Genomic DNA, 21,269 nt, shown 5'->3' with positions numbered 1-21,269 from the left:
CGATCAACCCTCCCGGCCAGAGAGCTGGAAGGCTTGTTCCAGCATCAGGAACAGGCGACGGATCTCGCCGCTCTGCAGGGCAAAGCGGGCGTCGAACTCGGCGCGGCGGCCGTCGGCATCGGCCTGCTCCAGTTGGGAGAGCGCGCCGTCCAGGAACTTCAGCTTGCGCAACACCAGGTCATCGCCCAGCTCGAAGGACAGCGCGTCCTCCAGCACCAGGGCCAGCTTGGTGACCTGCTTGCCGGCATCCAGGTGCTTGTCGATCTCGTCGCTGCGCAGTTCCTGGTCGCTGCAGCGCACCTTGGCGCCACCCTCGACCGGATCACGCAACTCGGCGGACTCGCCAAGGGACAGGCCTTCCGGCAGAGGCTCGCCAGCGATCCACCCGGTCAGGACCGAGCGCGGCGCGACTTCGGCATTCAGCGGCATCGCCGGGAAGCTGCCGAGCAGGCCGCGAATATCGGACACGAAGGCCTCAGCCACCTTGCGGCTGGAGGTGTCCACGGCCACATAGCCGTTGGCAAGGTCCAGAATAGCGTCGTGGCGGCTGTTCTTGACGAAGGCCTTGGGCAGTAGCTCGTGCAGGACGTCGTCCTTCATGCGCTTGCGCTCACGGCCACCCGGTCGACGCCCCTGTTCCTGTTCCATGACCTGAAGACGACTCTCCAGCGCACGGTTGACCACCGCGCCGGGCAGGATCTTGTCCTCGCCGCCCACGGTCAGCCAAAGGAAGTCGCCCTGCCGGCAGGACAGGTGCTCCTGCTCCTCGCGGCCGAAGGGGGAAATGAAGCCGCGAGAGTTCATTTCCAGAGGGCCGACCGGCTCCAGCACGCCATACGGCAGCACCGTCTCCACTTCGGAGAAGTCGGTGCTGGTTGGGAAGCGGAACAGCACCAGGTTACGCACGAACATGGCGGTTCTCCTCTGAGTTGGTGCCACCGTTGGCGGCGCTCATTGCACCCCAACGCAGGCGGCGCGGATGCTGGGAACACCACGCCAACCAGAGGCCCAGTGCGTCACCCTTTTCCCGCTGCGTCTGCGCCTCTGGCACGCCCGGTACAAGCAGCATCCCCTGCAGCAGTCCCTTTCCGTGCCTGGCTGCGACGCTGATCACCTTGCGCAGCTGTGCGCCGCTTCCTTCTGCGATGAAAATCGCACCGTCCGGCACACTCGTGCCGAACCCGATCTGGCCATTGGCCCAGCAGTACGCGATCACGAGTGCACCCCCAGGAGGTTGATTGGGCCACTGCGCTGCAAGACCAGCACCGGCGGGTGGAGCAGCAGCTCGAGAATGGCGTTGAGGGCCGCTTCGGCTTGGGCTTCGCACTTCTCGGCCATGCCATGCCCAACCTGGCGAGCAATGGCCGTGGCCACGTTCCGCTTCGTCTGCGGGTCGCGCAGGCCACACACGAAGTCGAGCCCGTCCATGCGCCGGATCGCGTCAGCCGTGGTAGACGCCATCGCACCTACCGCCCGCTGGGCGCACGGACCGCACATCGGCGATTCCGCCAAGCCGGTGGGCATGTCGCAGTTGACGCACGCGTTGCGCGGGCCGGAGGTGGCCACCTCAACGTCGGTACGCTCCTCGAAGAACAGCAGGGTCGGCTGCGAAATGTGGCGCTTCAGTCGCCAGGGAAACCCGTCGCCTCGGGCCTCGATGTACTGCAAGGCCAGTTGGACGCTGCCGCGAACTGGCCCGCTTACAGAGCCGCAAGTCGAGTCGTAGCCGCGCACGCCGTCCAGCTCAATGGACGGAGCATGGATCTCCACGTTCGCACGCGCAGCCTGGTCGGCGATCGCCACTGCCAGCACCAGGGTGTTGGCATTCAGTGCACCGCGAACGCCGTCGAAGCGGAAGGTGCAGGTGTCTCGGATCTTGGGCATGTCAGACCCCCGCCACATCGAGGGAAATCGGCTGGTACTGACCCCGTGCATCGCGCTCGTAGAAGCGCACGTAGGTCTTGCTGCCCACCACCGTCACCGCATCACTGATCGCGGTCATTGCCCGCTGCCAGCGGGCGTCATCGAACTGCAGCCGGCGCAGTGACAGCACCTCTGCCGTCTTGATGCTGCCGTCCTGGCCCACCTTGAAGGCGCTGTTGACCAGGGTGCGCAGCTCGGCGCGTGAGCCTTCGGTCCAGTCGTTCAGGCACTCATCGATGAGGGCCTTGGCAGCCTGCAGGCGCTCATCGAACTGGATGGTGTCCTGGCAGGCGCGCAGGATCTTGAAGCGGCCATCGTAGGAATACAGGCTGACGTTGCCCTTGTCGCCGCCGATCTTGGCGCCGTACTGCTCGCCGCTGAGCTGCACGAACGCGCCGATATCGGTGAACGTATCCGCTTTGAAGGTGCGCAGGGCTTCGCGCAGCTCCAGGGCGCGCTGGATCTTCTCCTGCACCAGCTGGTCACGCGTCAGATCGATCGGTTTGATCTGTGCCTCGGGCACCAACCGACCATTACGGTCCTCGCGGTAGCCTTCGGGAATGGATGGGGTCATTGGGCGCCTCCTTGGGCGGCGGGGGTGACAAACGGTTGAGTGGGCCGAAGGACGTCCGGGACGCCTTCGACATGGATAGGGCTGTTGGCGGTGAACCAGTCGGCGCGCCAGCGGCGGGCGGCATCCAGCGAGATGCCGAGCAGGCCGGAAATGCGCTGTGGGGTGAGCTGGCGCGGGTTCTGTGTACGGGCCCACAGTGCAAAGCGCATCGCGCGCAAGTGGTCGTAGCGCTGACGGCCTGTACGTGCCATCACTCCACCCCGCCGAAGATGCGATCGAAGTGGTTGTGCAGCGAATCGACCAGGCGGCCACCGAGGTAAGGCGGCAACTCACCTTCCAGATCCTCCTGGGACTGGCATACGGTGCCGATGGACGGCGTCAGGGGGCCTTTGTCGAAAGCGGGGCCTTTGTAGCCGCCAGCAGCAGATTGGGCCTTCTGCGCCCCTGTCATACCCGGCCGGGTACCACGCACACGCTGCGCCTGCGCGGCAGCCAACGCCGCTTGGTCGATCTTCCAGTCGGGGTTGAGGCGGTAGTTGCGGGCCAGCCCTTCGCCGACGCGCAGGATCATTCCGCACCGCACCGCCTTGGCGACCGCGTTGGACACATAGCCGCGGTAATGGAAGCCGTGCTCCATCACCCGATCGATCAGATCCGCAGAACGGACCACGCTGGCGCCCAGTGACAGGGCGATAGCGTGCTGCATTGCGACGCTGGGGACGGCGCTCATGGCTGAACAACCTGCGGCTGCGTGATGCCGGCTTCCGTACGCGTCAGCACGATGACCGGTGCAGGGCTGGGCGTAGTGCGAGCGACCACGCAAACCACCGCGCGGTGCTTGCCGTCGACCTTGCTGCGGGCCTGGGCGTCTTCGATCGCCTTGTCCGAGTCGGTGAAGGTGTCGCCACCCACCCACTCAGCAGGGACCACCAGGAACTGGCCGCGCTCAGCCATGAGCCACCTCCCGCAGCATCGGAGGACGCTGGGTCCACTCCAGCTGCACGCCCTGGTACTCAGCGGCCATCACGCGGTCCTGCCCGCCGCTGCCGTTGGGCTGGCGGCGCTTGAGGTGGCCACCCACCATCGTGGGAGGGCGGTCCAGAATCAGCACCGCGCGACGGCCATTGCTGTGCAGGCCCAGGATCTCGATGCCGCTGTTCTCCAGCTCGCGTGCCGTGTTGGCGGCGGCATACAGCACGTCGGAATTGCGTTCATGGTTCATGGTTGGATTCCTCGTCGGTAGCGGGCTTGTCCAGCCCGAGTTGTCCGTACAGATCCGGGAGCGCAACGCGCTTCATCGCGCTGACCTGCTCCAGGGAGGTCATGGCGCGCCCGACCAGGAAGGTGCAGGCGCGATCCAGTTCGGCCGCACTGGCGGCCAGGTGGTAGCCGTGAGCCGGGTGGGCGCAGATCGGGTGTCCCTCGCGCCGCAGCTGCTCGATGATCTGGCGCAGGCGGCGCTCGTCGGCGGTGCTGGTACGTGAAGTGATCTGCTGCACCAGGTCGCGGGCGGTGATGCCGTTGACGGCGCCGCGACGGCCCTGCAGCTGCAAAAGCACCGTCTGTGGGGACAGCTCTTGCGGTAGCAGGGCCAGCTGCATGTCAGTCGGCCCTCCGATCAATGCCGGCGGCGACGGCCAGGTCGACGATTGCGTCCGCATCCAGGTACCAGCGCTTGCTGGTGCTGGAAGACGTGACCTGAATGCCATAGCTGGGCAGAAGATCGATCCCGTACTCGCCGCCGGTCTGCATGTCCAGGATGTACAGCGTGGCCACCGCTGAGTCCTCCAGGAAGGGCGGCTTGCTCGCCACCATCCCTACGGGCCGATGGCGCTTGGGGTGGGCGCTGTGGCTCTTCCGGTTGCGCACCTGCCCGTGGCAGCGTTTGAGCGTCGGAACGGCCATCACTCCTCCTCGTCGTCGTCGCCGTCGCGCAGCTGGTCGACCAGCGCACGCAGCTGCTGCAGGTTGAGGCTGTCCAGGAGCGAGGCCATGTTCTGGCCGTCCCGCCAGTCGATGTGCGCTCGGCGGAACAGATCCCGGTGCATCACCGTCACCTGGCGATCGGGGAGTTCCGCTTCGCGCAGCAGCTGATGCGCGAAGCTGCGCAGGTACGGCAGCCCGTCGGTGGCGGCGCGGTCAGCCATTCGCCACCCCTTCGCGCTGAAGCACGTCGGCTGGGACATGGGCGATGATCCGTTCCCAGCTGGCGCGGGGCACGATCACCACCTGCAGGATGTCCAGGTTGATCGGCTCGGGCTTATCCTGAACATCGAAGGGGATCAGGATGGCCTCGGTAGCGAACGGCCACTGGTCGCCCTGCGGTGCCCTCACCATCGCTTCTGCCACCGGCCAGCCCTCAGTTCGGATCGCCATCTCACACCCCCCGCACGACATCAGCGGTGACGGTTGGCACGCCCAGGTCAGCGGCGCGGTTCATCGCCGCGGTCAGCGCGTTCTGGACGGCCAGCGGGTACAGCAGCGACCCTGCGCCGCGCGAAGGGACCAGCTTGGCGCGCAGGGCATCGATGGCCCCCTGTTCCACGACCTTGTCCAGAGGCACCTGGGCACGCTTGAAGCGGTGCGAAAGGTACGCTCCCAGCTCGTTATCCAGTGGCGGAAGCGTGATGATTTCGATGCGCTGCACGACTTCGCGCACCTCCGGGTTGTGTTCGGAGAGCTTCACGCCCAGCTCGGGCTGGCCGATCAGGATCACCGACAGCAGCGGGCGCAGGCCGTCCTTCAGCTCGCGGAAGCGCTTGAGGTGCTTCAGGGTTGGCAGCGGCAGGCTGTGAGCCTCCTCGATCACCAGCACATGGCTGTGGCCCGAGCGGGAACTGTCACGCAGGGATTCGTGCAGCTGGCGGAAGCGGGATTCGGGGCTGCTCTTCGGCTTGGCCAGCGGGGCGACAGCGGCCATGATCGCCTCGGCGATATGGTGGCTGCGCAGGGTCTTGCCCACGGCATCGCTGCCTTCGCTGGCCAGCACGTAGGGTTGGATCACGATGACGGCCTGTTCCTCGCGCTGGATGCGATCGACCAGATCTTCGCGCAGCGTGCTCTTGCCAGCACCGCTCTCGCCGATCACCGCAGCAAAGCCGCCGTGGCGGGCTACCTGGTACATGCTCTCGCGGACATAGCGAATGTCCGGCGACAGGAACACCTCTTCGGCGCTGGCCGGATCGGCGAAAGGATTGCTGGTGAGGCCGAAGTGACGCTTGGCCTGTGGAGTCAAAGCCTGAAAACGCAGTAGCATGGGATCTTCCTCGTCGTGAATGTCGTTGTCGTTATCGGTGTCTTGCGGTGGGGAAACCGGGGCTGGCGTGACCCCGCACGTCGGCCCCTCCTTTTCATGCCAGTGGGCGTCGGTTACGCCGTGCTGGGTCAGGCAGGAACTGATGGCAGCGCGCACCGCTGCCGGATCGCAGCTGGTGGGCAACTGGCCGTGGTTGATCAAGGCATTGAGGGCCGGACGGCTCAGACCTGCAGCACTGGCCAGGTCTCCCTGCTTGATGCCGGCCTCGGTGAGCAGGCGCTTCAGACGCAACGTCATGGGCGAGCCCTCCGCCCCTGCAAGGCAGCCTTCGCAGCTGCATAGGTGTTGAAGCCAGCCTTTCGCGCAGCGATCTCCAGAGCCTGGCAGTAGCCGAATCCGTCGCGTTCCTGGATGAGGCGTGCGTCTTTCTTGATGCTGTCGAGCGAAGCCATCACGCGGCACCTCCTTCCACCAGCCGGAGACCACCGCGCTCAGGCGTTGCCAGGGCGTGCGCCCAGGACTCGACCTGATCCACCGGCAGGCCTTCCGGCCAGCGCTGGGCGGTGCGTGCGTAGTGGTCGGGCGACCAAGCCGAACCGGCGGCCTCCAGTAGCGGCTTCAAGCGCATGGCCGCTTCCACATGGTTCAGCGGCGGTAGCTCGGCGCGGATGGGCGTGACCGAATCGACCGTGAAGCGAGGGGCCTCCACCACATCGGGAACCGCAACATCCACGCGATGGCCGCGCCGCGGCAGGTGTTGAATCTCCGGTGCCTGCTGCACCGACTTGTAGGGGTCGATTCGGCCACCGAACGGCATGGCCTTGGCCTTGCGCTGCGACTTGGCCTGCTCGTCGGTCTCGGCATCCATCGCCAGGCGCTCGACCCGTTTGCGGTTTGTGTCCGCCGGGGTATCGGCGTGCGCGCGGTAGGTGCCGACCGCCACCGCACCGGTGAACCCGTATGCGTCTGCCTCCAGCGGCTCCATCGTGTACCAGGTGTCGCGGCCAGCATCGTCGGTAAACAGCGCCTGTGCACCGAATTCGCTGCCGAAGGCATTGCGGGCAACGGTCAGCTTCTGGCCCACAATCACGCCCGGCACGCCGGACACATCAAAGGTCTTGCCCAGGAAGCTGATACGCAGCAGTGGGTTGACCTTGCGCAGTTCCGGTGCGCGGGTCGCCAGCTTCATGCAGTCCTCCGCCGCCGGTACCAGGCGCAGCTGATCAGGCTTGATCGTCATCCACGCCTGGTAACGCGAGGACTTGTGCCGGGTGTGCTGAGCGGTGGCATTGAAGTTACGCATCCAGCGCCACGCCGATGCATTGAGCTGCTCAAGGCTCTGCACGTTGTCGAAGCGAAGGCGGTGCTCGAACTTGCGTTCGATCAGGTCGTTGGTCTTTTCGACCTGGCCCTTTGCCCACGGCTGGCCAGGCTGATTGATCCAGATCCGGATGCCCAGGGCGGCGCACAGGTTCTTGAACATCGCGCCCGTATTGGCGCTGCCGGGGTCCACCATCACCATCGTCGGTGCGCCACAGAACGGATCAGCCGCACCGCGGTACTGCATGGCGTTGATGAAGGTGCGGCACAGGTTCTCGCCGCTCTCCGCGCCCAGCACGTACTCCACGTAGAAAGCGCCGGTGGTGTGATCGGTGAACACATAGCGCCAGACGCGCTCGTTCTCGACGCGCGCCAGGTTCTTGGGCTTGTTCTTGTAGAACTCGCTTGCCGGCATCGCATGCAGGCCGTCCTGGCGCTTGAGGTAATACAGCACGCACAGGCTGGGATCGGCCTGCCACACCTGGTTGGGATGTTCGCTGGCCAGCTGAACCTTCGGTGCAGGTGCCGACAGCTGATCAGGGTGCAAGCGATTGGTGCGTAAGGCCTTGGCTGCCGAGCTCTCGCTCAGCAGTCGGATCTCGCCGGTACCGGCATCCACAGTCTCGCCGCGCACCATGCCATTGGCGCGCAGCATGTCGATGGCCTCGCCGATGCTGGCCAGGCGTTTGCCGGTGCCGCGACGCGACTCCAGCAACACAGCGGAAATCAGTTCCAGTTCCTGCTGGGTCCAGTCGGAGTTGCCCCGATCGCTGCGGCGCTTGCGCGGCTTCAGCGAACAGGTCAGCTTCGAGACCTGTCGGTACAACGTCTGTACGCTGCAGCCCCATTCGGCGGCGTATCGCTCGGCAATGGCGCGTTTCTGGCCGTGCCCGGCGCAGAGCAGGTCAGCAGCGGCCTGCTCGATCAAGCTGGCGCTGAGGGCCATATCAGCCCTCCCGCTTCCAGTCGGCCAGGCGGCGGTCATGGATCACCGTGACGCCCACCTCCTGATGGTCGCGGACAAGACGCAGGTCGTTGATCAGGCTGGCGATGATCCCGGCCACCTGCTCATCAACGTTGAGGTCGTGTTGCTCGGCGTGCTGCATCAGCGTGATCACCGCGCCGCTGAAGCCGGCTTCTTCACTGCCGCTGGCGATGGCAAGGCGCACCTGGGAGGCGGCCAGCTCCAGTTGGGTCAGCAGTTCCTGCGACTGTTCGTCCGGCGTGGCCTTCTTCCACTTCTTCTGAGCTTTTGCCGTCTTCTCCTCCGCCTTGTTGAGATCGTCGCTCAACTTGGTGATGCGCTGATCCTTGGCGTCAAGATCGGCGCGGGCTTCGCGGATGGCTGCGCGGAGCTCAGCGCGGGACATCGTCTCAACATCGTCGAGTGACAGGCCGCCGGTCTCGCCTTGTTCGGCGAGCTCGATGAACTGCTCCTCCGGCAGCGAGAGCAATTCGATCAGGCGGCTCTGGCTCTTGCTAGCGGTAATCAAATCCCTCGCATGCGAGGGATTTGGCAGGTTGGCCACGCGGCGAGCGGCTTCCATCATCCGCCGGGCCTGCTCTTGACCAAGCCCAAGTCGCTCCAGAAGGCCATACCAGTCGCCGTGGATTGCGCATTCGCGGGCCACCACCAGGTAGCGCCCGGCGCGCAGGAAGGCTTCGCAGCCCCGGTGCAGTTCGCTGCGGATCGCGTTTTCATAGTGGTCCGGGTGCCACGGCAGGCCGTCGCCGAACTGGTCCACCACCTCGCTCTGGTGCTCACTGAGGATGACCAGCTCCTGGCTGCGCTCGGCCAGCTTGTCCGCGTCCAGATCCTGGACAACCGGCTCGGCCTGGGCGAGCGGCTTGGCGCCGCGCTTGTTGAGTTGCTTCTCTGCCATTTCGATCCTCGTCATCAGTTGGGGCTACGGCTGTAGCGGTTCTTGAAGTCGTCCAGCTGGCGCTCTTCACGAGCCACCTCGGCTTGATGGGCCAAGGCGATCTGGACAATTCGGGGGGCCAGGCGCCAGTTTTCCTGGTCGAAGGGGGAGCGTTCGACCAGGCCGTCTTCGGCCAGGCGCTGCAGGTTGCGCAGCGTGGTGCTGGGGGATTCGCCGATGCCGTCGGCGATCGGCTTCAGGCGCAGACCGGTGCGGCTGTGCCCGGCCAGGGTGAACAGCAGGCGGGTGAAGATGCTCTGCTCGCTCATGCCGCAGCACCCTGTTGACGGCGTGCCAGCTCCGTCAGGATCCGGACGGCGCGGCGGTCGGCTGCGTCGACGGCACCAGCCAGCGGCAGGGTGTTGGCCAGCGGCTCGTCTGATTCGACGGCGCACTGCCAGTTGTTCACAGCGGTGGCGTACTGGTCACGGGCCGAGGCAAGCAACAGCTCCAGTTCGCGGGTCGGGACTTCGTCCAGGGGGCGGCCGGCGGTGCTCATGCTGAGGCGCTCAGGCCTGCGGCCTTCAACAGCCGGCGCCGCAGGGCCTGACCCTTCGGGCCATTCCAGCGTCCGATGAGGACGTCTCGGGCGTTCTGCGGTGGGACGCCGTTCTCCATGCACCAGCCGCGGAGACTGGTGCCCTTGCCAACGAAGGCGGTGCGGACCTTGAGGTGAAGATCCAGGCTGGGGGCGGGTTCGCTCATCGCGTGTATCCTTTGATCCTTGTTCCATTGGTTGGCTGCTGTAGGCGCTGCCAGTGGAAGTAATCATGGTACGGATTTCCGTGCCTGTCAACACATATGGCATGGAATTTCGTATGACTATCGGAACCCGTCTGAAGGCTGAGCGGGAGCGCCTGGGGCTCACGCTGCCCGAGTTCGCAGAACTCGCTGGCGCGAAGAAAAACACGGTGATCGACTGGCAGAGGGACGTATCCAGTCCGCCAGCCGCCAGGCTTGCGGCGCTGGCGGACTCCGGGGTGGATCCGCTTTATGTTTTGACGGGGCTACGCAGCATTGCCCGGCCAGGAATGTCGGAACCCGAGGTCATGCAGTTCAATGAACTGGTAGATACCTTCTGGGCACTTTCCGACACCAGCCGTTCCGTGGCTCTCGGGCTACTGGAGGGACTGCTATTGAAGGACATCAAGGCGGGAGCGTCTCGCGCAGTTCGGAAGCGAACAAGGGCGTAGTGCGAACGTCGTGGCCTCGCCGAGCTTCGATCAACGAAACATCAGGGTTAGTGCCCTGATACCGGTCACCGGGTGACAGTTCATCTGCAGGGAGTTGAATACATGAAAAGCACGGAATTCGCGTCGGCACTGTATGGCAACGAATCTGCCATCAAGCCGAAATCGGCATTGCTTCGCATCGCCTCGAGTGCGCTGCTTGTTCTGGTGCTTTGTGCCGCAAAGGCTACAGTTGGTGCGGACTTCCGTGCCGAACAGCTTGCTCGGCTTGAAGTGGGTAAATCGACACTTCAGGACGCCATAACTGCACTCGGCACGTCGCCTCAGAACTCGCAGATTGGAATTACTGGGTCGGCCGTCTACACGTGGACGTTTGTTGAATCGAAGGTCAACTGGTTCACCGCTCGAGGCAGCGTCGAAACCAAGCAAGTCGTCCTCGTCTTCAATCCTGATGGTTCATTCCAACGCATATCGGATATGCAGGGTGTTGCACTTGATCCACCCACGATGAAGCGCTTGTTCATTGATCCGGCGGCGGACGCCACACGGCGGATCCAAACTGCCCTTGCCGCGCAAGGTCTCACTCAAAATGACGCGCGTGGCGAGCAAAGCCCAACAGCTGCAGGGCTCACGGTCGAGCCTGAGTTGGACAGGGTGAAGGGCGAGGTGCCGGCATCTTCCGGTAAGAGCTGGTGGGAAGCACATAAGCCCAAGAGCGAATAGTCTTCGGCTTCTAAGCACATCGTGACGGGTGCCCACCCTCTCACGCGCGCGCGTGAGATTCCTCGAAACCAGTTTCAAAGACGACGCTCAGCCAAACGCTGAAACTCTGCCCATCGGTTTGGCGCGCACTGGCGCACCTGGCCGACGGGCATCCTCGTCTGCCCGTCGGCCATCTTTCCCTGGAGATGGCGCATGGCAGCAGAGCAACCCGGTAACAAGGCACTGCCCATCGCGGGAGGAATGCTGGCGACCATGCTGGCGTTGCTGCTCGGGTTGGTGCAGCCCTTCGAGGGCTACTCGGCCCAGCCCTATCGTGATGTGGTCGGCAAGCTGACGGTCTGCTACGGCCATACGGCCAAGGTAGAACAGCGCACCTACACCCGCGCCGAATGCGAGCGCCTGCTCCAGTCGGACCTCGGCGTCGCCTGGAACACCGTGCAGAGTTGCATCAAGGTGCCGATGACGGACTACCAGGCAGCTGCCCTGACGTCGTTCGCCTTCAACGTCGGTCCCGGTGGCGCTGGGGTCAAGGACGGTCTGTGCTTCCTGCGCAACGGCCAGCAGCCGCGGATCCGTGTCTACGCCAATCAAGGGCGCTGGGACCTTGCATGTGCCCAGCTGAGCAACTGGGCCAATGCCGGCGGCAAGTCCTATAAGGGATTGGAGCGCCGCCGCACCGCTGAGCGCGCGATGTGCGAGGGCCGGTACTGATGGTCCGCACCCTGACCGCAACGGTCGCCCTGCTGCTGGTGCTCCTGCTGGTCGCCATTGCCGCAGCACTTCTCTATCGCGGCAATGCCCTGGACTCGCAGGCCCGCGATGCCACGGCGCAGCAGCGCGTGACCACGCTTCAATCGCAGCTGGAAAGCGAGCGCAGTGCTCGCGACACCGAGCATACCCAGGCCAGGGAAATGGCTCAGATCGGAGACGAACATGAAGATGATCGGGAGGCGTCCGCGTCCATCCCTGCTGCTGTTGTGGCTGACCTGCGCGCTGGCAATCTCCAGCTGCGCGACGACCTCGCCACCTGTCACACCGCCCGCCTGTCCCAAGCCGTCTCTGGCGCCGTCGAACGTGATGCGAGCGCCCAACTACGTCCAGAGGTTGCAGGCGCTGCTCTTCAAATCGTCACCGAAGCTGAAGACCACGTCCGCTCCTGCCAACGCGTCATCGGCGTCCTCACCGGACAGCGCCCACCCGTCGAGACCAACCCATGATCGTTGAAGTACAGCCGCTCTACCTGGTGTGGTTCGCCGGCATCGGCATCACCCTGCTTGGCGGCCTGATCGCCGGCGGCCGCTGGCTGGTCAACCAACTGCAGCAGCGAACGGATCAGCAGTTGGCCATCCTTATCAACGACAGCAAGCGCTGGCGCGAGGTTGAGAGTCACCTCACCGACTTCCGCCTGGAAGTTGCGAAGGATTACGTCCGCCGCGAGGACTATGCCCGCGGACAGAGCGTTATCGAGGCAAAGCTTGATGCAGTGGCTTCGAAGATCACGAACATGCAAAGCAAGGGGAACACGCCGTGAGTCACGGAAATCAAGGCCCGGATTTGGGCAAGCTGCGCAGGGAGCAGCTGCGCTGGCTGATGTTGCTGGTGCTGGATCGCTCACGCCCCTATCCGATCGGTGAAGCCGTCCTGGCCGGCGCCGCCCAGGACATGTACCCGGATGCCACCGCGCTGGAGGTTCGCCGGGAACTGGACTACCTGGACACCCGTCGCCTGATCGACATCACCAAATCCCCGTCGGGGCCGTGGTCGGCGGAGCTGACCCGCCACGGTGTGGACATCGTCGAGTACAGCATCGACTGCGGTCCGGGGATCGCCCGCCCGCCGAAGTACTGGTGACCCCATGCCTCCCGTGAGCAAGATCGACTTGTTGCCGGCCGATGTGCGTGACGAGCTGGATCGGCGCCTGGTTGCCAACGCCTTCGGTGGCAGCATCTCGCTGTCCGAATGGCTGGGCGAACAGGGCTACGAGATCAGCAAGACCACCGTCAACGAACGCGCCAAGCGGCTCAAGCGCCGCTTGGCTTCGATCAGTGCCAGCACCGAAGCCATGAAACTGGTGGCCGAGCAGGCGCCGGACAATGCCGCCGAGCGCGGTAGCGCGCTGATGGGCCTGCTGCAGACCGACCTGTTCGAAGCACTGCTGCAGTTCCAGGAGGCAGCCGACCAGGACGACGAGAGCATTTCCCCCGCCGATCGCATTGCGCTGTACAGCAAGGCGGCCAAGGCCATTGCCGAGCTGACCCGCTCTTCCATCGTGCGCGAGAAGTTTGCCGGCGAGATCCGCCAGAGGGCGCTGGTCGACGCGGCCAGCCGGGTCGAGGAGGCTGCACGGGCGAAGGGGCTGGACGCCGAGGGCGTGGAGTTCTGGCGCAACAAGGTGCTGCATGGAGTCGGCTAAGTGAGTGCACTGGGTCCCCTGCCGGATACCGAGCGCGTCCTGGACTGGGATGAGCTGCCTGAGAGCGTGCGCTCGATCTCGGCCAACTTCGATCCGAGCAAGGCCGGTGTGCTGATGGCTCATCAGTCCGAATGGATCCGGATGCAGGAAGGGCTGGATATCGCGGTCTGCGAGAAGGGGCGCCGCACTGGCATCACCTTCGCCCAGGCGCTGAGCGACACCATCACCGCCGCTTCTGCCAAGGACGCCGGCGGCGACAACGTGTGGTACATGGCCGACACCAAGGAAAAGGGTCTGGAGTTCATTGGCTATGTGGCCAAGTTCGCGCCGATCATTGCCCAAGGCCAAGCCTCGCGTATCGAGCAGCACATCTTCCAGGACCAGCAGCCTGACGGCACCAGCCGGCAGATCCAGGCCTTCCGGGTTCGCTTCGCCAGTGGTTTCCGTATCACGGCACTGTCCTCGCGCCCGGAGAACATCCACGGCCTGCAGGGCGTGGTCGACCTGGACGAAGCGGCGCTGCACAAGGACGTGGCCAAGGTGCTCGAATCAGCCACCGCGCTGCTGATCTGGGGTGGCCGGATCCGCGTGTGGTCCACACACCGCGGCAAGAAGAATCCGTTCAACCAGCTGGTGCAGGACGTCCAGGCCGGTCGCTACGGCAAGAAGGCCGGGGTGATCCGCATCAGCTTCGATGATGCCGTGTCCAACGGCCTGTACGAGCGGGTCTGCGCCATGCGTGGCAAGGTGGCCACCGCCGAGGGCAAGAAGGAGTGGTACACCGCCATCCGCTCGGCCTATGGCCCGCGCAAGGCCGCCATGCGCGAGGAGCTGGATGTCATCCCGCGCGACGGAGATGGCTCGGCCATCCCCTCAGTCTGGATCGATCGGGCCATGTCCGAGGTCCGCCCTGTGCTGCGCTTGGTCTTCGATGACGACTTCCCCAAGCGCTCGGAGAAGGAACGCGAGATCTGGTGCTCGGTCTGGATCGCCACCACGCTGCTGCCGGTGCTGCGTGCTGCGGTGGCCGGGTTCACTGGGCGCTGGGCGGTCGGCATGGACTTTGCGCGCCACCGCCACTTCTCGGTCATCAAGCCGGCCAAGGTCAGTCAGGATCTGCGCCGGGATGTGCCGTTCCTGATCGAGATGGCCAACGCGCCCACCCGCCAGCAGGAGCAGATCCTGTGGGCGTTTCTGGACGCGCTGAATGAGGGCTTCCGCGGCCGCTGGTCGTTCGCTGGCGACGCCACCGGGCCGGGCCAGACTCTGATGGAGTACACAGGCGACCGTTACGGCCGTGCCGAGCTCGATGCCGAGACGGGCCGCTACAGCGGTGGCCCAATCCACGAGGTCACCCTGTCGCGCCCCTGGTACAGCGAATGGATGCCCAAGTACATCGCGTTGTTCGAGGACGGATTCATCACCGTGCCCAGGGACGCATCGCTGGAGGATGACCATCGGGCCGTGGAGTACGTTGATGGCATTCCGATGGTGCCGCGCCTGGAGCGCAAGGACCTGCAGGATCCGGAACTGGTGCGCCACGGCGACGGCGCGATCGCAGGCGCCCTGATGCAGTTTGCCGCGCTCAACCACGTCACCTCGGTACCCATCGAGTTCCAGGCGGCCGGCGCTCGCGCCTACATCGGCGACGGCCGAGCCGACGGCGTGGCCACCGTCGTGACCGATGATGCCTTCGGCACGGTCAGCGGCGGCAATGATTTTGGAGGATTCGCATGACCATCGCCCGCCCAGAGATCGGCCGCGAGATTGCCACCACCGCCGATGGCATCGACATCACCCGTGGCTACACCGGGCCGCTGCTGCTGCCCTTTGATAGCGTGCTGCGCAATCGGGGCGGCTATGACCTGCAGATCTACGAGCAGGTGCTGTCCGATCCGGAGGTGAAAACCACCTTCGGATCGCGCCAGGACTCGGTGGTGGCCTGCGAATGGCAGGTGGAGCCCGGTGGCGAGAAGCGCATCGACCGCCAGGCGGCAGAGTATCTGCAGGAGCAGCTGCACGGGATCGGGTGGGACAACGTCACCCGCAAGATGCTGTTTGGCGTGTTCTACGGCTACGGCGTGGCCGAGATCCTGTACAAGGTCGACGGCACCCGCATCGGCCTGGAGGCGATCAAGGTCCGCAATCGCCGACGCTTCCGCTACGGCAAGGAAGGCGACCTGCGCCTGCTCACCCAGACCCAGATGACGGAGGGCGTCCCGGCACTCGCGCCGTACTTCTGGAACTTCTGCTCCGGTGCCGATCACGACGATGAGCCCTACGGCCTGGGGCTGGCGCACTGGCTGTACTGGCCGGTGCTGTTCAAGCGCAACGGGCTCAAGTTCTGGCTGATCTTCCTGGAGAAGTTCGGCATGCCCACCGCAGTGGGCAAGTACGACAGTGAGGCGACCGATCCGGAGAAGTCCAAGCTGCTGCAGGCCACCCGCGCGATCCAGACCGACAGCGGCATCATCATGCCCAAGGGCATGGAGCTGGCGCTGCTGGAGGCCGGGCGCAGTGGCACGGCCGACTACAAGGCCCTGCAGGACTATATGGATGCCACCATCCAGAAGGTGGTGCTGGGCCAGACCGCCAGCACCCAGGGCACACCCGGCAAGCTGGGCAACGACCAGCTGCAGCGGGAAGTGCGCCGCGACATCATCACCTCCGATGCAGACCTGGTGTGTGAGTCCTTCAACAAGGGGCCGGCGCGCTGGCTCACCGAATGGAACTTCCCCGGCGCAGCCATCCCACGGGTCTACCGCGTCACGGAAGAGCCGGAGGATCTGGACGCCACTGCCAGTCGCGACAAGAAGATCCTCGACCTGGGCTACAAGCCCAAGCAGGTCTACATGGACCAGACCTATGGGGACAACTACGAGCCTGTCCAGGCGCTGCCGGAGCCACCTGCGGTACCGACAGCGATCGATGGGCCGCAGTTCGCTGATGCCGGCGGTACGGTGGGTAGCCTGCTGCGCCGGCACTATCCGGCGGCCTTTGCCGACAGCACCCCGAAGGCACCTGATCCTGCCATCGGCCTGGGCCAGCAGCTTGATCGGCGACTGTCGCCCCTCGGTGCTGGTTGGGTGGAGCAGATCCGCCAGCTGGTCGATGAGGTCGATTCGCTGGAGGAACTGCGCGACCGGCTGTTCGAGCTGCATCCGAACATGACCCTGGACGACTACGCCTCGGTGATGGCCGATGCGATGACGGCAGCGACGCTGGCCGGCCGTACCGACGTCCAGGGCGCGGGAGACTGATCAATGGCCGGCGTTGCCTACGCTCAACTGCCGTTCCAGGAGCAGATCGAGTTCTTCCGTCGCAAGAAGAACGTGCTCACCGAGAGCTACCTGGACGTGTGGGAGGCCGAGCACGACACCAGCTTCATGGTGGCCGGTGCCAACCGTGACGCACTGCTGGCCGACTTCCGGCAGTCCATCGACCGTGTCATCGCCGAGGGCCGCACGCTGGAGCAGTTCCGCGAAGACTTCGACCGCATCGTGGCCACGCATGGCTGGGATTACAACGGCGGCCGGAACTGGCGCTCGCGGGTGATCTACGAAACCAACCTGCGTCAGAGCTACAACGCCGGGCGCTGGGCCCAGCTGCAGCAGCTGATCAAGGTACGGCCGTTCTGGCGCTACAACCACAACGATGCCGTCGAACACCCCCGGCCACTGCACGTGTCCTGGAATGGCATGGTGCTACGCCATGATGATCCCTGGTGGCGCTATCACTATCCGGCCAACGGCTGGGGCTGCCAGTGCTACGTCGATGCGCTCAACGAACGCGATCTGCGCCGCTTGGGCAAGGACGGCCCCGACACGGCCCCTGAGGTTGTGATGCAGTCGGTGACGGTCGGGCAGCGCAGTCCCGGTGGACCGCGCACGGTGCTGACGCCGGCAGGCGTCGATCCTGGCTTCGGCTACGCGCCTGGAGCAACGGCGGACCACTGGCCCAGTGGCCGTGGTGGTCCGGTCACACCGCCCTCGCTGACAGGCCAACTGACCTCCGCTCTGCAGAGTGCACTGGAGACGGGCGCGCGGCTGCCAGCGGCGCCCGCTGCCGCCAGTGCCGCCCAGGCCTTGGCGCGGCCGCGTGCCAGGGACGCCCTGCAGGCCGGCTACGCAAGCTGGCTGGCCAGCATTGACGCCGATGCCGCGCACGCTGCTCGCTACCTGGCCGGCGCACTGTCTCCCGGTCTGGTGTCGCAGCTGCAGCGCGCTGCCGTTCGACCAGCGACGGCGGCCTTTGCAGTGTTGGCTGAGCAGCTCCCCATCACTCGGCCTGGCGCGGTCGCCATCGCCGCAGCCGAGCTGCCTATCCGCCTGCTCGATGCGGTGGCCATCCTATTGGACGTGGCCGCAGGCCACCTGCGGTATGTCCTTGCGGTGGGGCGCCCGGCCTTCATGGTGGTCGACGTGGCCATCTCGGAAACGGGCGTCAGCACCATCCAGCCCCAGCTGCAGATGCTGATGCCTTCTGATCTCAAGCGCAGCGTCGCCGATGGCACGCTGCAGCTGCTGCAGGGAGCACTCTGATGGCGCAGCTCGAAGTCACCCTGGATTCGGCAACACCTGCGCTGGCTGATGCGCTGCGCCAGCTGGAGGGCGAAGCACGGCAACTGATCCTGAGAGACTGGGGCGAGTACCTGCTGAGGTCGACACGCGAGCGAGCCAAGAAGGAGCGTGATCCGACCGGACAGCGATGGCGTGCACTGGAGCCAAGCTACAAACGCTGGAAACAGAAGAAGCGCCCCGGCGTCCCGATTCTGAAGTTTGATTTCCACATGCTCGGCGACATGGCATCGTGGCAAACGGATGGGAATGAGGCCGTCTTGGTTGGTACCAATGCGCCCTATGGCGCCATCCATCAGTTCGGCGGCACCATCCGTCACCCGGCGCGCCCGGCCAAGATCTACTTGAAGACTGGCAAAGGCGGTAGCCGGTTCGTCAAAGCCAATCGCAAGAATACGCGCTATAGGCGCTCGATCACGATGCCTGCTTACACGAACACCATCGCTGCTCGCCCTTGGCTTGGCGTCAGTCGCGAGGATGAGAAAGAGCTGCTGGATATCGCTCAAGATCACGTGAGCGGCGCCTTCGATTGATCGTCGCGTGGGAGGCGCTCTGCGCGCCGCTACAGGCGCGCCGCCACACTCGGGCGTCACCCACACCGGCTTGGTGTCTGACACACCTGTGCGGCCGATACTGGCACTTGTTTCCACGCAGGACGATCACCGCACGCGCATCGTGCATCTGCGGTTGAAATTCTCTGCAATGCACCGTCCCAAGACGTGAGACGGTACTGCGGGAAAAAGGAGGGCATGAGCCAGTCCGCTGCCGCCCTCGAAAGTTGGAAACCAGTTTCAAAGACAGCGACCTCTGGCGCGGGAAAACTGGCGGCATGAACCAGCCCGCCGCCACCCTGCAGATCTTCAAAGCCGGCACGCACGTTGCCGAAGACGGCCGCACGCTGACCTTCAGCGAGGCGGATGTGCAGCAGATCGCCGATAGCTACGATCCGGCGCTGCACGAAGCGCCCATTGTGGTGGGCCATCCCAAAACCGACGACCCGGCCTATGGCTGGAGCAAAGTGCTTCAGGCCAAGGACGGCCTCCTGATGGCCGAACCGCACGAGGTAGATCCTGCCTTCGCGGAGCTGGTCAACAACGGCCGCTTCAAGAAGATCAGCGCCTCCATCTTCATGCCCGATTCGCCGGGGAACCCGACGCCGGGCAAGTACTACCTGCGCCACATCGGCTTCCTGGGCGCGCAGCCGCCGGCAGTAAAGGGGCTCAAGTCGGCCTCCTTCGCCGAAGGCGATGACGCTGCGTGCTTTGCCATGTCGCTGGCCCCGCTGGGCTGGACGCTGACGGATCTGTTCCGCCGCTTCCGCGACTGGCTGATCGATACCCAGGGCCTGGAGACGGCTGACCAGGTCATTCCGGACTGGCAGATCCGCGGCATCGAGAGCAGCACACGCGATGACGAAAACTCGCGCACGTCGGCCCTCTTCGCATCGCCATTGCTCACCCAGTTCCCGCGCAGCGCCCTCGATGGACCTGCGCCCGTCCAGGCACCGCCTCCCACTCGTGAACAGGTCAAATCGGAGATCGACCCCATGTCCCAGCAGAACAACGTCGAGCACGCACAGCGCCAGCAGCAGCTCGACCAGCAGGCTTCCACCCTGGACGCTCGCGAGAAGGCCCTCGCCGCCCGTGAACAGGCCGCGCGACGCGAAGACGCAGTGGCGTTCGCCGAAGGCCTGGTGAAGGAAGGCAAGCTGCTGCCGCGCCAGCAGCCGGCCGTGGTGGAACTGCTGTTGGCTCAGCCCAATGGCAAGGATCCGCTGAACTTCGCCGAGGGTGAAACGACGGTGTCCAAGCCGGCCGAATCGGTGCTGCGCGAGCTGCTGACCAGCCTGCCCAAGGCCGTGGACTTCAGCGAGAAGTCCGCTGGCGACGCGCCGAACGCAGCCGCGAACTTCGCAGCGCCTGCGGGAGTGCATGTGGATGCAGGCCGCGCGGATCTCTTCAACAAGGCCAAGGCCTATCAGCAGCAGCACCCTGGCACGTCTTGGGCAGCTGCAGTCGCCGCGGTCGGCGGCTGACTCATCTATCCAGGAGCCCACCATGTCCCAGAACATCGCTCTGCTTACGCTGTCCGTGCTGGCCACGGCAGCCCTTACCAACAACCGTTTCGTCTCCCCGGCGGGCGGCGTAGCAGCTGCCGGCGGCAACGCCTACGGCGTCACGCGCTCCGATGCGGCGATCGGACAACTGGCTCCGGTTGACGTCTTGGGCACGACCCAGGTGACCGCAGGTGCCGCCATTGCTGCGGGCGCTGCCCTTGAGGTCGGCGTCGACGGCAAAGCCGTCACGGCTGACGCGGGCAAGGTCGTCGCCCGCGCGGCACCTGGCGCCAAGGCCGCCGCCGACGGCGACGTGCTCGAAGTGATCCTCATCCCGAACTGACCGGCAAGCGCCGCAGGAGATTTACATGTCCGCACAGATGACCCCCGGCCAGGTTCGCGTCGTTGACCCGATCCTTTCCGAGCACGCCCGTGGCTATCGCCAGGCGCAGCTCGTGGCCACCGCGCTGTTCCCCTTCGCCGATGTCGCCGCCTATGGCGGCCAGGTGATCGAGTTCGGCAAGGAATCCTTCAAGATCTACAACTCCAAGCGTGCCCCTGGCTCGAACACCAAGCGGATCCGCTTTGGCTACCAGGGCAAGCCCTACTCGATCATCCCGAGTGCACTGGAAGCCCTTGTGCCACGCGAGCACATGAAGGACGCAAGCCAGGTGCCTGGCATCAACTTGGGCACGCGAGCTGTCAACACCGCGCTGCGCTCGCTGCTGCTGGAGTACGAGGTGGACAGCGCCAAGATCGCCACCTCCGCCAGCAACTACGACAACGATCACAAGGTGACGCTGGCTGGCAACAACGTGTGGTCCAACGCCGCCTCAAACCCGGCGCAGGATGTCGAAACCGGCAAGGAAGCGGTGCGTGACAGCATCGGCTTGTATCCCAACACCATGCTGCTGTCTGCCAAGTCGTTCAAGCAGCTCAAGCAGCATCCGAAGCTGATCGATCGCTCGGCTAACACAGGCATGCGCAAGGTCACCCTGGACCTGCTCAAGCAGATCTTCGAGATCGACAACATCGTGGTCGGTGGTGGTGTGGTGGCCGACGACAACGGTGCCTTCGGTGACGTCTGGGGTACTTCGGCTGTCTTGGCTTACGTCAGCCCTGGTGCGGACGTGAACGCCAACGTGGAGGAGCCCAGCTATGGCTATGGCTATCGCATCGAAGGCATGCCGCTGGTCGAGCTTCCGTACTGGGATGCGAATGCCAAGAGCTGGATCTACGGCGTCAGCAACGACGCCACCCCGGTTCTGGCCGGTATGGCTGCCGGCTACCTGATTCAGGGCGCCGGCCTGTAATA

33 protein-coding genes are annotated in these 21,269 nt (G+C 65.0%); 14 read left to right on the top strand and 19 right to left on the bottom strand.

Annotation, left to right across the window (positions count from 1 at the left end; translation table 11 throughout):
• Positions 1-3 precede the first annotated feature (3 nt).
• From N5J73_RS14245 to N5J73_RS14155, 19 genes are read right to left on the bottom strand one after another with little or no spacing between them, the layout of a single operon-like run.
• Entirely contained in the window at positions 4-912 is a 909-nt protein-coding gene (locus tag N5J73_RS14245) for a recombination-associated protein RdgC (protein WP_057503399.1), read from the bottom strand.
• The gene (locus tag N5J73_RS14240) at positions 899-1,216 is read right to left on the bottom strand and encodes a hypothetical protein (protein WP_064968336.1); all 318 of its coding nucleotides are present in this window, start codon (positions 1,214-1,216) and stop codon (positions 899-901) included. The genes N5J73_RS14245 and N5J73_RS14240 overlap by 14 nt, the downstream gene beginning before the upstream one ends.
• Positions 1,213-1,884, bottom strand: a complete 672-nt coding sequence (locus N5J73_RS14235) for a hypothetical protein (RefSeq protein ID WP_057503398.1) — start codon at positions 1,882-1,884, stop codon at positions 1,213-1,215. The genes N5J73_RS14240 and N5J73_RS14235 overlap by 4 nt, the downstream gene beginning before the upstream one ends.
• A 1-nt stretch (position 1,885) precedes the next feature.
• Positions 1,886-2,497, bottom strand: coding sequence for a DUF3164 family protein (locus N5J73_RS14230; protein WP_057503397.1), 612 nt, complete (start codon positions 2,495-2,497; stop codon positions 1,886-1,888).
• Complete coding sequence (locus tag N5J73_RS14225) at positions 2,494-2,748, bottom strand: hypothetical protein (RefSeq protein WP_057503396.1); 255 nt, start codon at positions 2,746-2,748, stop codon at positions 2,494-2,496. The genes N5J73_RS14230 and N5J73_RS14225 overlap by 4 nt, the downstream gene beginning before the upstream one ends.
• Complete coding sequence (locus N5J73_RS14220) at positions 2,748-3,227, bottom strand: hypothetical protein (protein WP_279941106.1); 480 nt, start codon at positions 3,225-3,227, stop codon at positions 2,748-2,750. The genes N5J73_RS14225 and N5J73_RS14220 overlap by 1 nt, the downstream gene beginning before the upstream one ends.
• On the bottom strand, positions 3,224-3,451 hold the full coding sequence (locus tag N5J73_RS14215; protein WP_008265784.1) for a hypothetical protein: 228 nt from the start codon (positions 3,449-3,451) through the stop codon (positions 3,224-3,226). Before N5J73_RS14215 ends, N5J73_RS14220 begins: the two co-directional genes overlap by 4 nt.
• Complete coding sequence (locus tag N5J73_RS14210) at positions 3,444-3,719, bottom strand: hypothetical protein (RefSeq protein ID WP_040006676.1); 276 nt, start codon at positions 3,717-3,719, stop codon at positions 3,444-3,446. The genes N5J73_RS14215 and N5J73_RS14210 overlap by 8 nt, the downstream gene beginning before the upstream one ends.
• The gene (locus N5J73_RS14205) at positions 3,709-4,098 is read right to left on the bottom strand and encodes a hypothetical protein (RefSeq protein ID WP_024957596.1); all 390 of its coding nucleotides are present in this window, start codon (positions 4,096-4,098) and stop codon (positions 3,709-3,711) included. Before N5J73_RS14205 ends, N5J73_RS14210 begins: the two co-directional genes overlap by 11 nt.
• Position 4,099: 1 nt before the next feature.
• Positions 4,100-4,402, bottom strand: coding sequence for a hypothetical protein (locus N5J73_RS14200; RefSeq protein ID WP_057503394.1), 303 nt, complete (start codon positions 4,400-4,402; stop codon positions 4,100-4,102).
• Positions 4,402-4,644 (bottom strand): hypothetical protein, encoded by a 243-nt coding sequence (locus tag N5J73_RS14195; RefSeq protein ID WP_057503393.1) that lies wholly within the window; start codon positions 4,642-4,644, stop codon positions 4,402-4,404. The genes N5J73_RS14200 and N5J73_RS14195 overlap by 1 nt, the downstream gene beginning before the upstream one ends.
• Positions 4,637-4,873: a hypothetical protein gene (locus N5J73_RS14190; RefSeq protein WP_057503392.1), complete on the bottom strand. Its 237-nt coding sequence runs from the start codon at positions 4,871-4,873 to the stop codon at positions 4,637-4,639. Before N5J73_RS14190 ends, N5J73_RS14195 begins: the two co-directional genes overlap by 8 nt.
• Position 4,874: 1 nt before the next feature.
• Positions 4,875-6,050 carry an AAA family ATPase gene (locus N5J73_RS14185; RefSeq protein WP_057503391.1) on the bottom strand — a complete coding sequence of 392 codons (1,176 nt, stop codon included), beginning with the start codon at positions 6,048-6,050 and terminating at the stop codon, positions 4,875-4,877.
• A complete protein-coding gene (locus N5J73_RS14180) occupies positions 6,047-6,205 on the bottom strand; it encodes a hypothetical protein (protein WP_008268046.1) in 159 nt (52 codons plus the stop codon). Before N5J73_RS14180 ends, N5J73_RS14185 begins: the two co-directional genes overlap by 4 nt.
• Positions 6,205-8,019, bottom strand: coding sequence for a DDE-type integrase/transposase/recombinase (locus N5J73_RS14175; protein WP_279941103.1), 1,815 nt, complete (start codon positions 8,017-8,019; stop codon positions 6,205-6,207). Before N5J73_RS14175 ends, N5J73_RS14180 begins: the two co-directional genes overlap by 1 nt.
• A 1-nt stretch (position 8,020) precedes the next feature.
• On the bottom strand, positions 8,021-8,956 hold the full coding sequence (locus tag N5J73_RS14170; protein ID WP_279941102.1) for a hypothetical protein: 936 nt from the start codon (positions 8,954-8,956) through the stop codon (positions 8,021-8,023).
• Positions 8,957-8,970: 14 nt separating this feature from the next.
• Positions 8,971-9,264: a helix-turn-helix domain-containing protein gene (locus N5J73_RS14165; protein ID WP_057503388.1), complete on the bottom strand. Its 294-nt coding sequence runs from the start codon at positions 9,262-9,264 to the stop codon at positions 8,971-8,973.
• On the bottom strand, positions 9,261-9,494 hold the full coding sequence (locus N5J73_RS14160; RefSeq protein ID WP_057503387.1) for a hypothetical protein: 234 nt from the start codon (positions 9,492-9,494) through the stop codon (positions 9,261-9,263). The genes N5J73_RS14165 and N5J73_RS14160 overlap by 4 nt, the downstream gene beginning before the upstream one ends.
• Positions 9,491-9,700, bottom strand: a complete 210-nt coding sequence (locus tag N5J73_RS14155) for a hypothetical protein (protein WP_024957605.1) — start codon at positions 9,698-9,700, stop codon at positions 9,491-9,493. Before N5J73_RS14155 ends, N5J73_RS14160 begins: the two co-directional genes overlap by 4 nt.
• A gap of 113 nt (positions 9,701-9,813) precedes the next feature.
• Here N5J73_RS14155 and N5J73_RS14150 point away from each other — a divergent pair, with 113 nt between their 5' ends.
• From N5J73_RS14150 to N5J73_RS14085, 14 genes are all read left to right on the top strand, one after another.
• Positions 9,814-10,188 (top strand): helix-turn-helix domain-containing protein, encoded by a 375-nt coding sequence (locus N5J73_RS14150; RefSeq protein WP_099590020.1) that lies wholly within the window; start codon positions 9,814-9,816, stop codon positions 10,186-10,188.
• Positions 10,189-10,290: 102 nt separating this feature from the next.
• On the top strand, positions 10,291-10,908 hold the full coding sequence (locus N5J73_RS14145) for a hypothetical protein (protein WP_099590021.1): 618 nt from the start codon (positions 10,291-10,293) through the stop codon (positions 10,906-10,908).
• A 192-nt stretch (positions 10,909-11,100) separates the two neighbouring features.
• On the top strand, positions 11,101-11,619 hold the full coding sequence (locus N5J73_RS14140) for a lysozyme (protein ID WP_197631435.1): 519 nt from the start codon (positions 11,101-11,103) through the stop codon (positions 11,617-11,619).
• Positions 11,619-12,125, top strand: a complete 507-nt coding sequence (locus N5J73_RS14135; RefSeq protein WP_099590023.1) for a lysis system i-spanin subunit Rz — start codon at positions 11,619-11,621, stop codon at positions 12,123-12,125. Before N5J73_RS14140 ends, N5J73_RS14135 begins: the two co-directional genes overlap by 1 nt.
• A complete protein-coding gene (locus tag N5J73_RS14130) occupies positions 12,122-12,439 on the top strand; it encodes a hypothetical protein (protein WP_008265891.1) in 318 nt (105 codons plus the stop codon). The genes N5J73_RS14135 and N5J73_RS14130 overlap by 4 nt, the downstream gene beginning before the upstream one ends.
• Complete coding sequence (locus tag N5J73_RS14125; RefSeq protein ID WP_024957611.1) at positions 12,436-12,759, top strand: hypothetical protein; 324 nt, start codon at positions 12,436-12,438, stop codon at positions 12,757-12,759. The genes N5J73_RS14130 and N5J73_RS14125 overlap by 4 nt, the downstream gene beginning before the upstream one ends.
• A gap of 13 nt (positions 12,760-12,772) precedes the next feature.
• Complete coding sequence (locus tag N5J73_RS14120) at positions 12,773-13,321, top strand: phage protein Gp27 family protein (protein ID WP_279941101.1); 549 nt, start codon at positions 12,773-12,775, stop codon at positions 13,319-13,321.
• Positions 13,322-15,058, top strand: coding sequence for a hypothetical protein (locus N5J73_RS14115; RefSeq protein ID WP_107378969.1), 1,737 nt, complete (start codon positions 13,322-13,324; stop codon positions 15,056-15,058).
• A complete protein-coding gene (locus N5J73_RS14110; RefSeq protein WP_107378968.1) occupies positions 15,055-16,581 on the top strand; it encodes a DUF935 family protein in 1,527 nt (508 codons plus the stop codon). Before N5J73_RS14115 ends, N5J73_RS14110 begins: the two co-directional genes overlap by 4 nt.
• A 3-nt stretch (positions 16,582-16,584) precedes the next feature.
• Entirely contained in the window at positions 16,585-17,862 is a 1,278-nt protein-coding gene (locus N5J73_RS14105; protein ID WP_099590028.1) for a phage minor head protein, read from the top strand.
• Entirely contained in the window at positions 17,862-18,431 is a 570-nt protein-coding gene (locus N5J73_RS14100) for a phage virion morphogenesis protein (protein ID WP_057503380.1), read from the top strand. The genes N5J73_RS14105 and N5J73_RS14100 overlap by 1 nt, the downstream gene beginning before the upstream one ends.
• Before the next feature lie 296 nt (positions 18,432-18,727).
• Entirely contained in the window at positions 18,728-19,933 is a 1,206-nt protein-coding gene (locus N5J73_RS14095) for a hypothetical protein (RefSeq protein ID WP_279941099.1), read from the top strand.
• A 22-nt stretch (positions 19,934-19,955) separates the two neighbouring features.
• A complete protein-coding gene (locus N5J73_RS14090) occupies positions 19,956-20,297 on the top strand; it encodes a capsid cement protein (RefSeq protein WP_049399127.1) in 342 nt (113 codons plus the stop codon).
• A 25-nt stretch (positions 20,298-20,322) separates the two neighbouring features.
• Positions 20,323-21,267, top strand: a complete 945-nt coding sequence (locus tag N5J73_RS14085; protein ID WP_279941097.1) for a hypothetical protein — start codon at positions 20,323-20,325, stop codon at positions 21,265-21,267.
• The last annotated feature ends 2 nt before the right edge of the window (positions 21,268-21,269 follow it).

Origin of the sequence: Stenotrophomonas sp. GD03654 (assembly GCF_029845105.1) — a bacterium.
In the GTDB taxonomy this organism is placed as follows: Bacteria; Pseudomonadota; Gammaproteobacteria; order Xanthomonadales; family Xanthomonadaceae; genus Stenotrophomonas; species Stenotrophomonas africana.
This window is presented reverse-complemented; position numbering and strand designations above follow the sequence as displayed.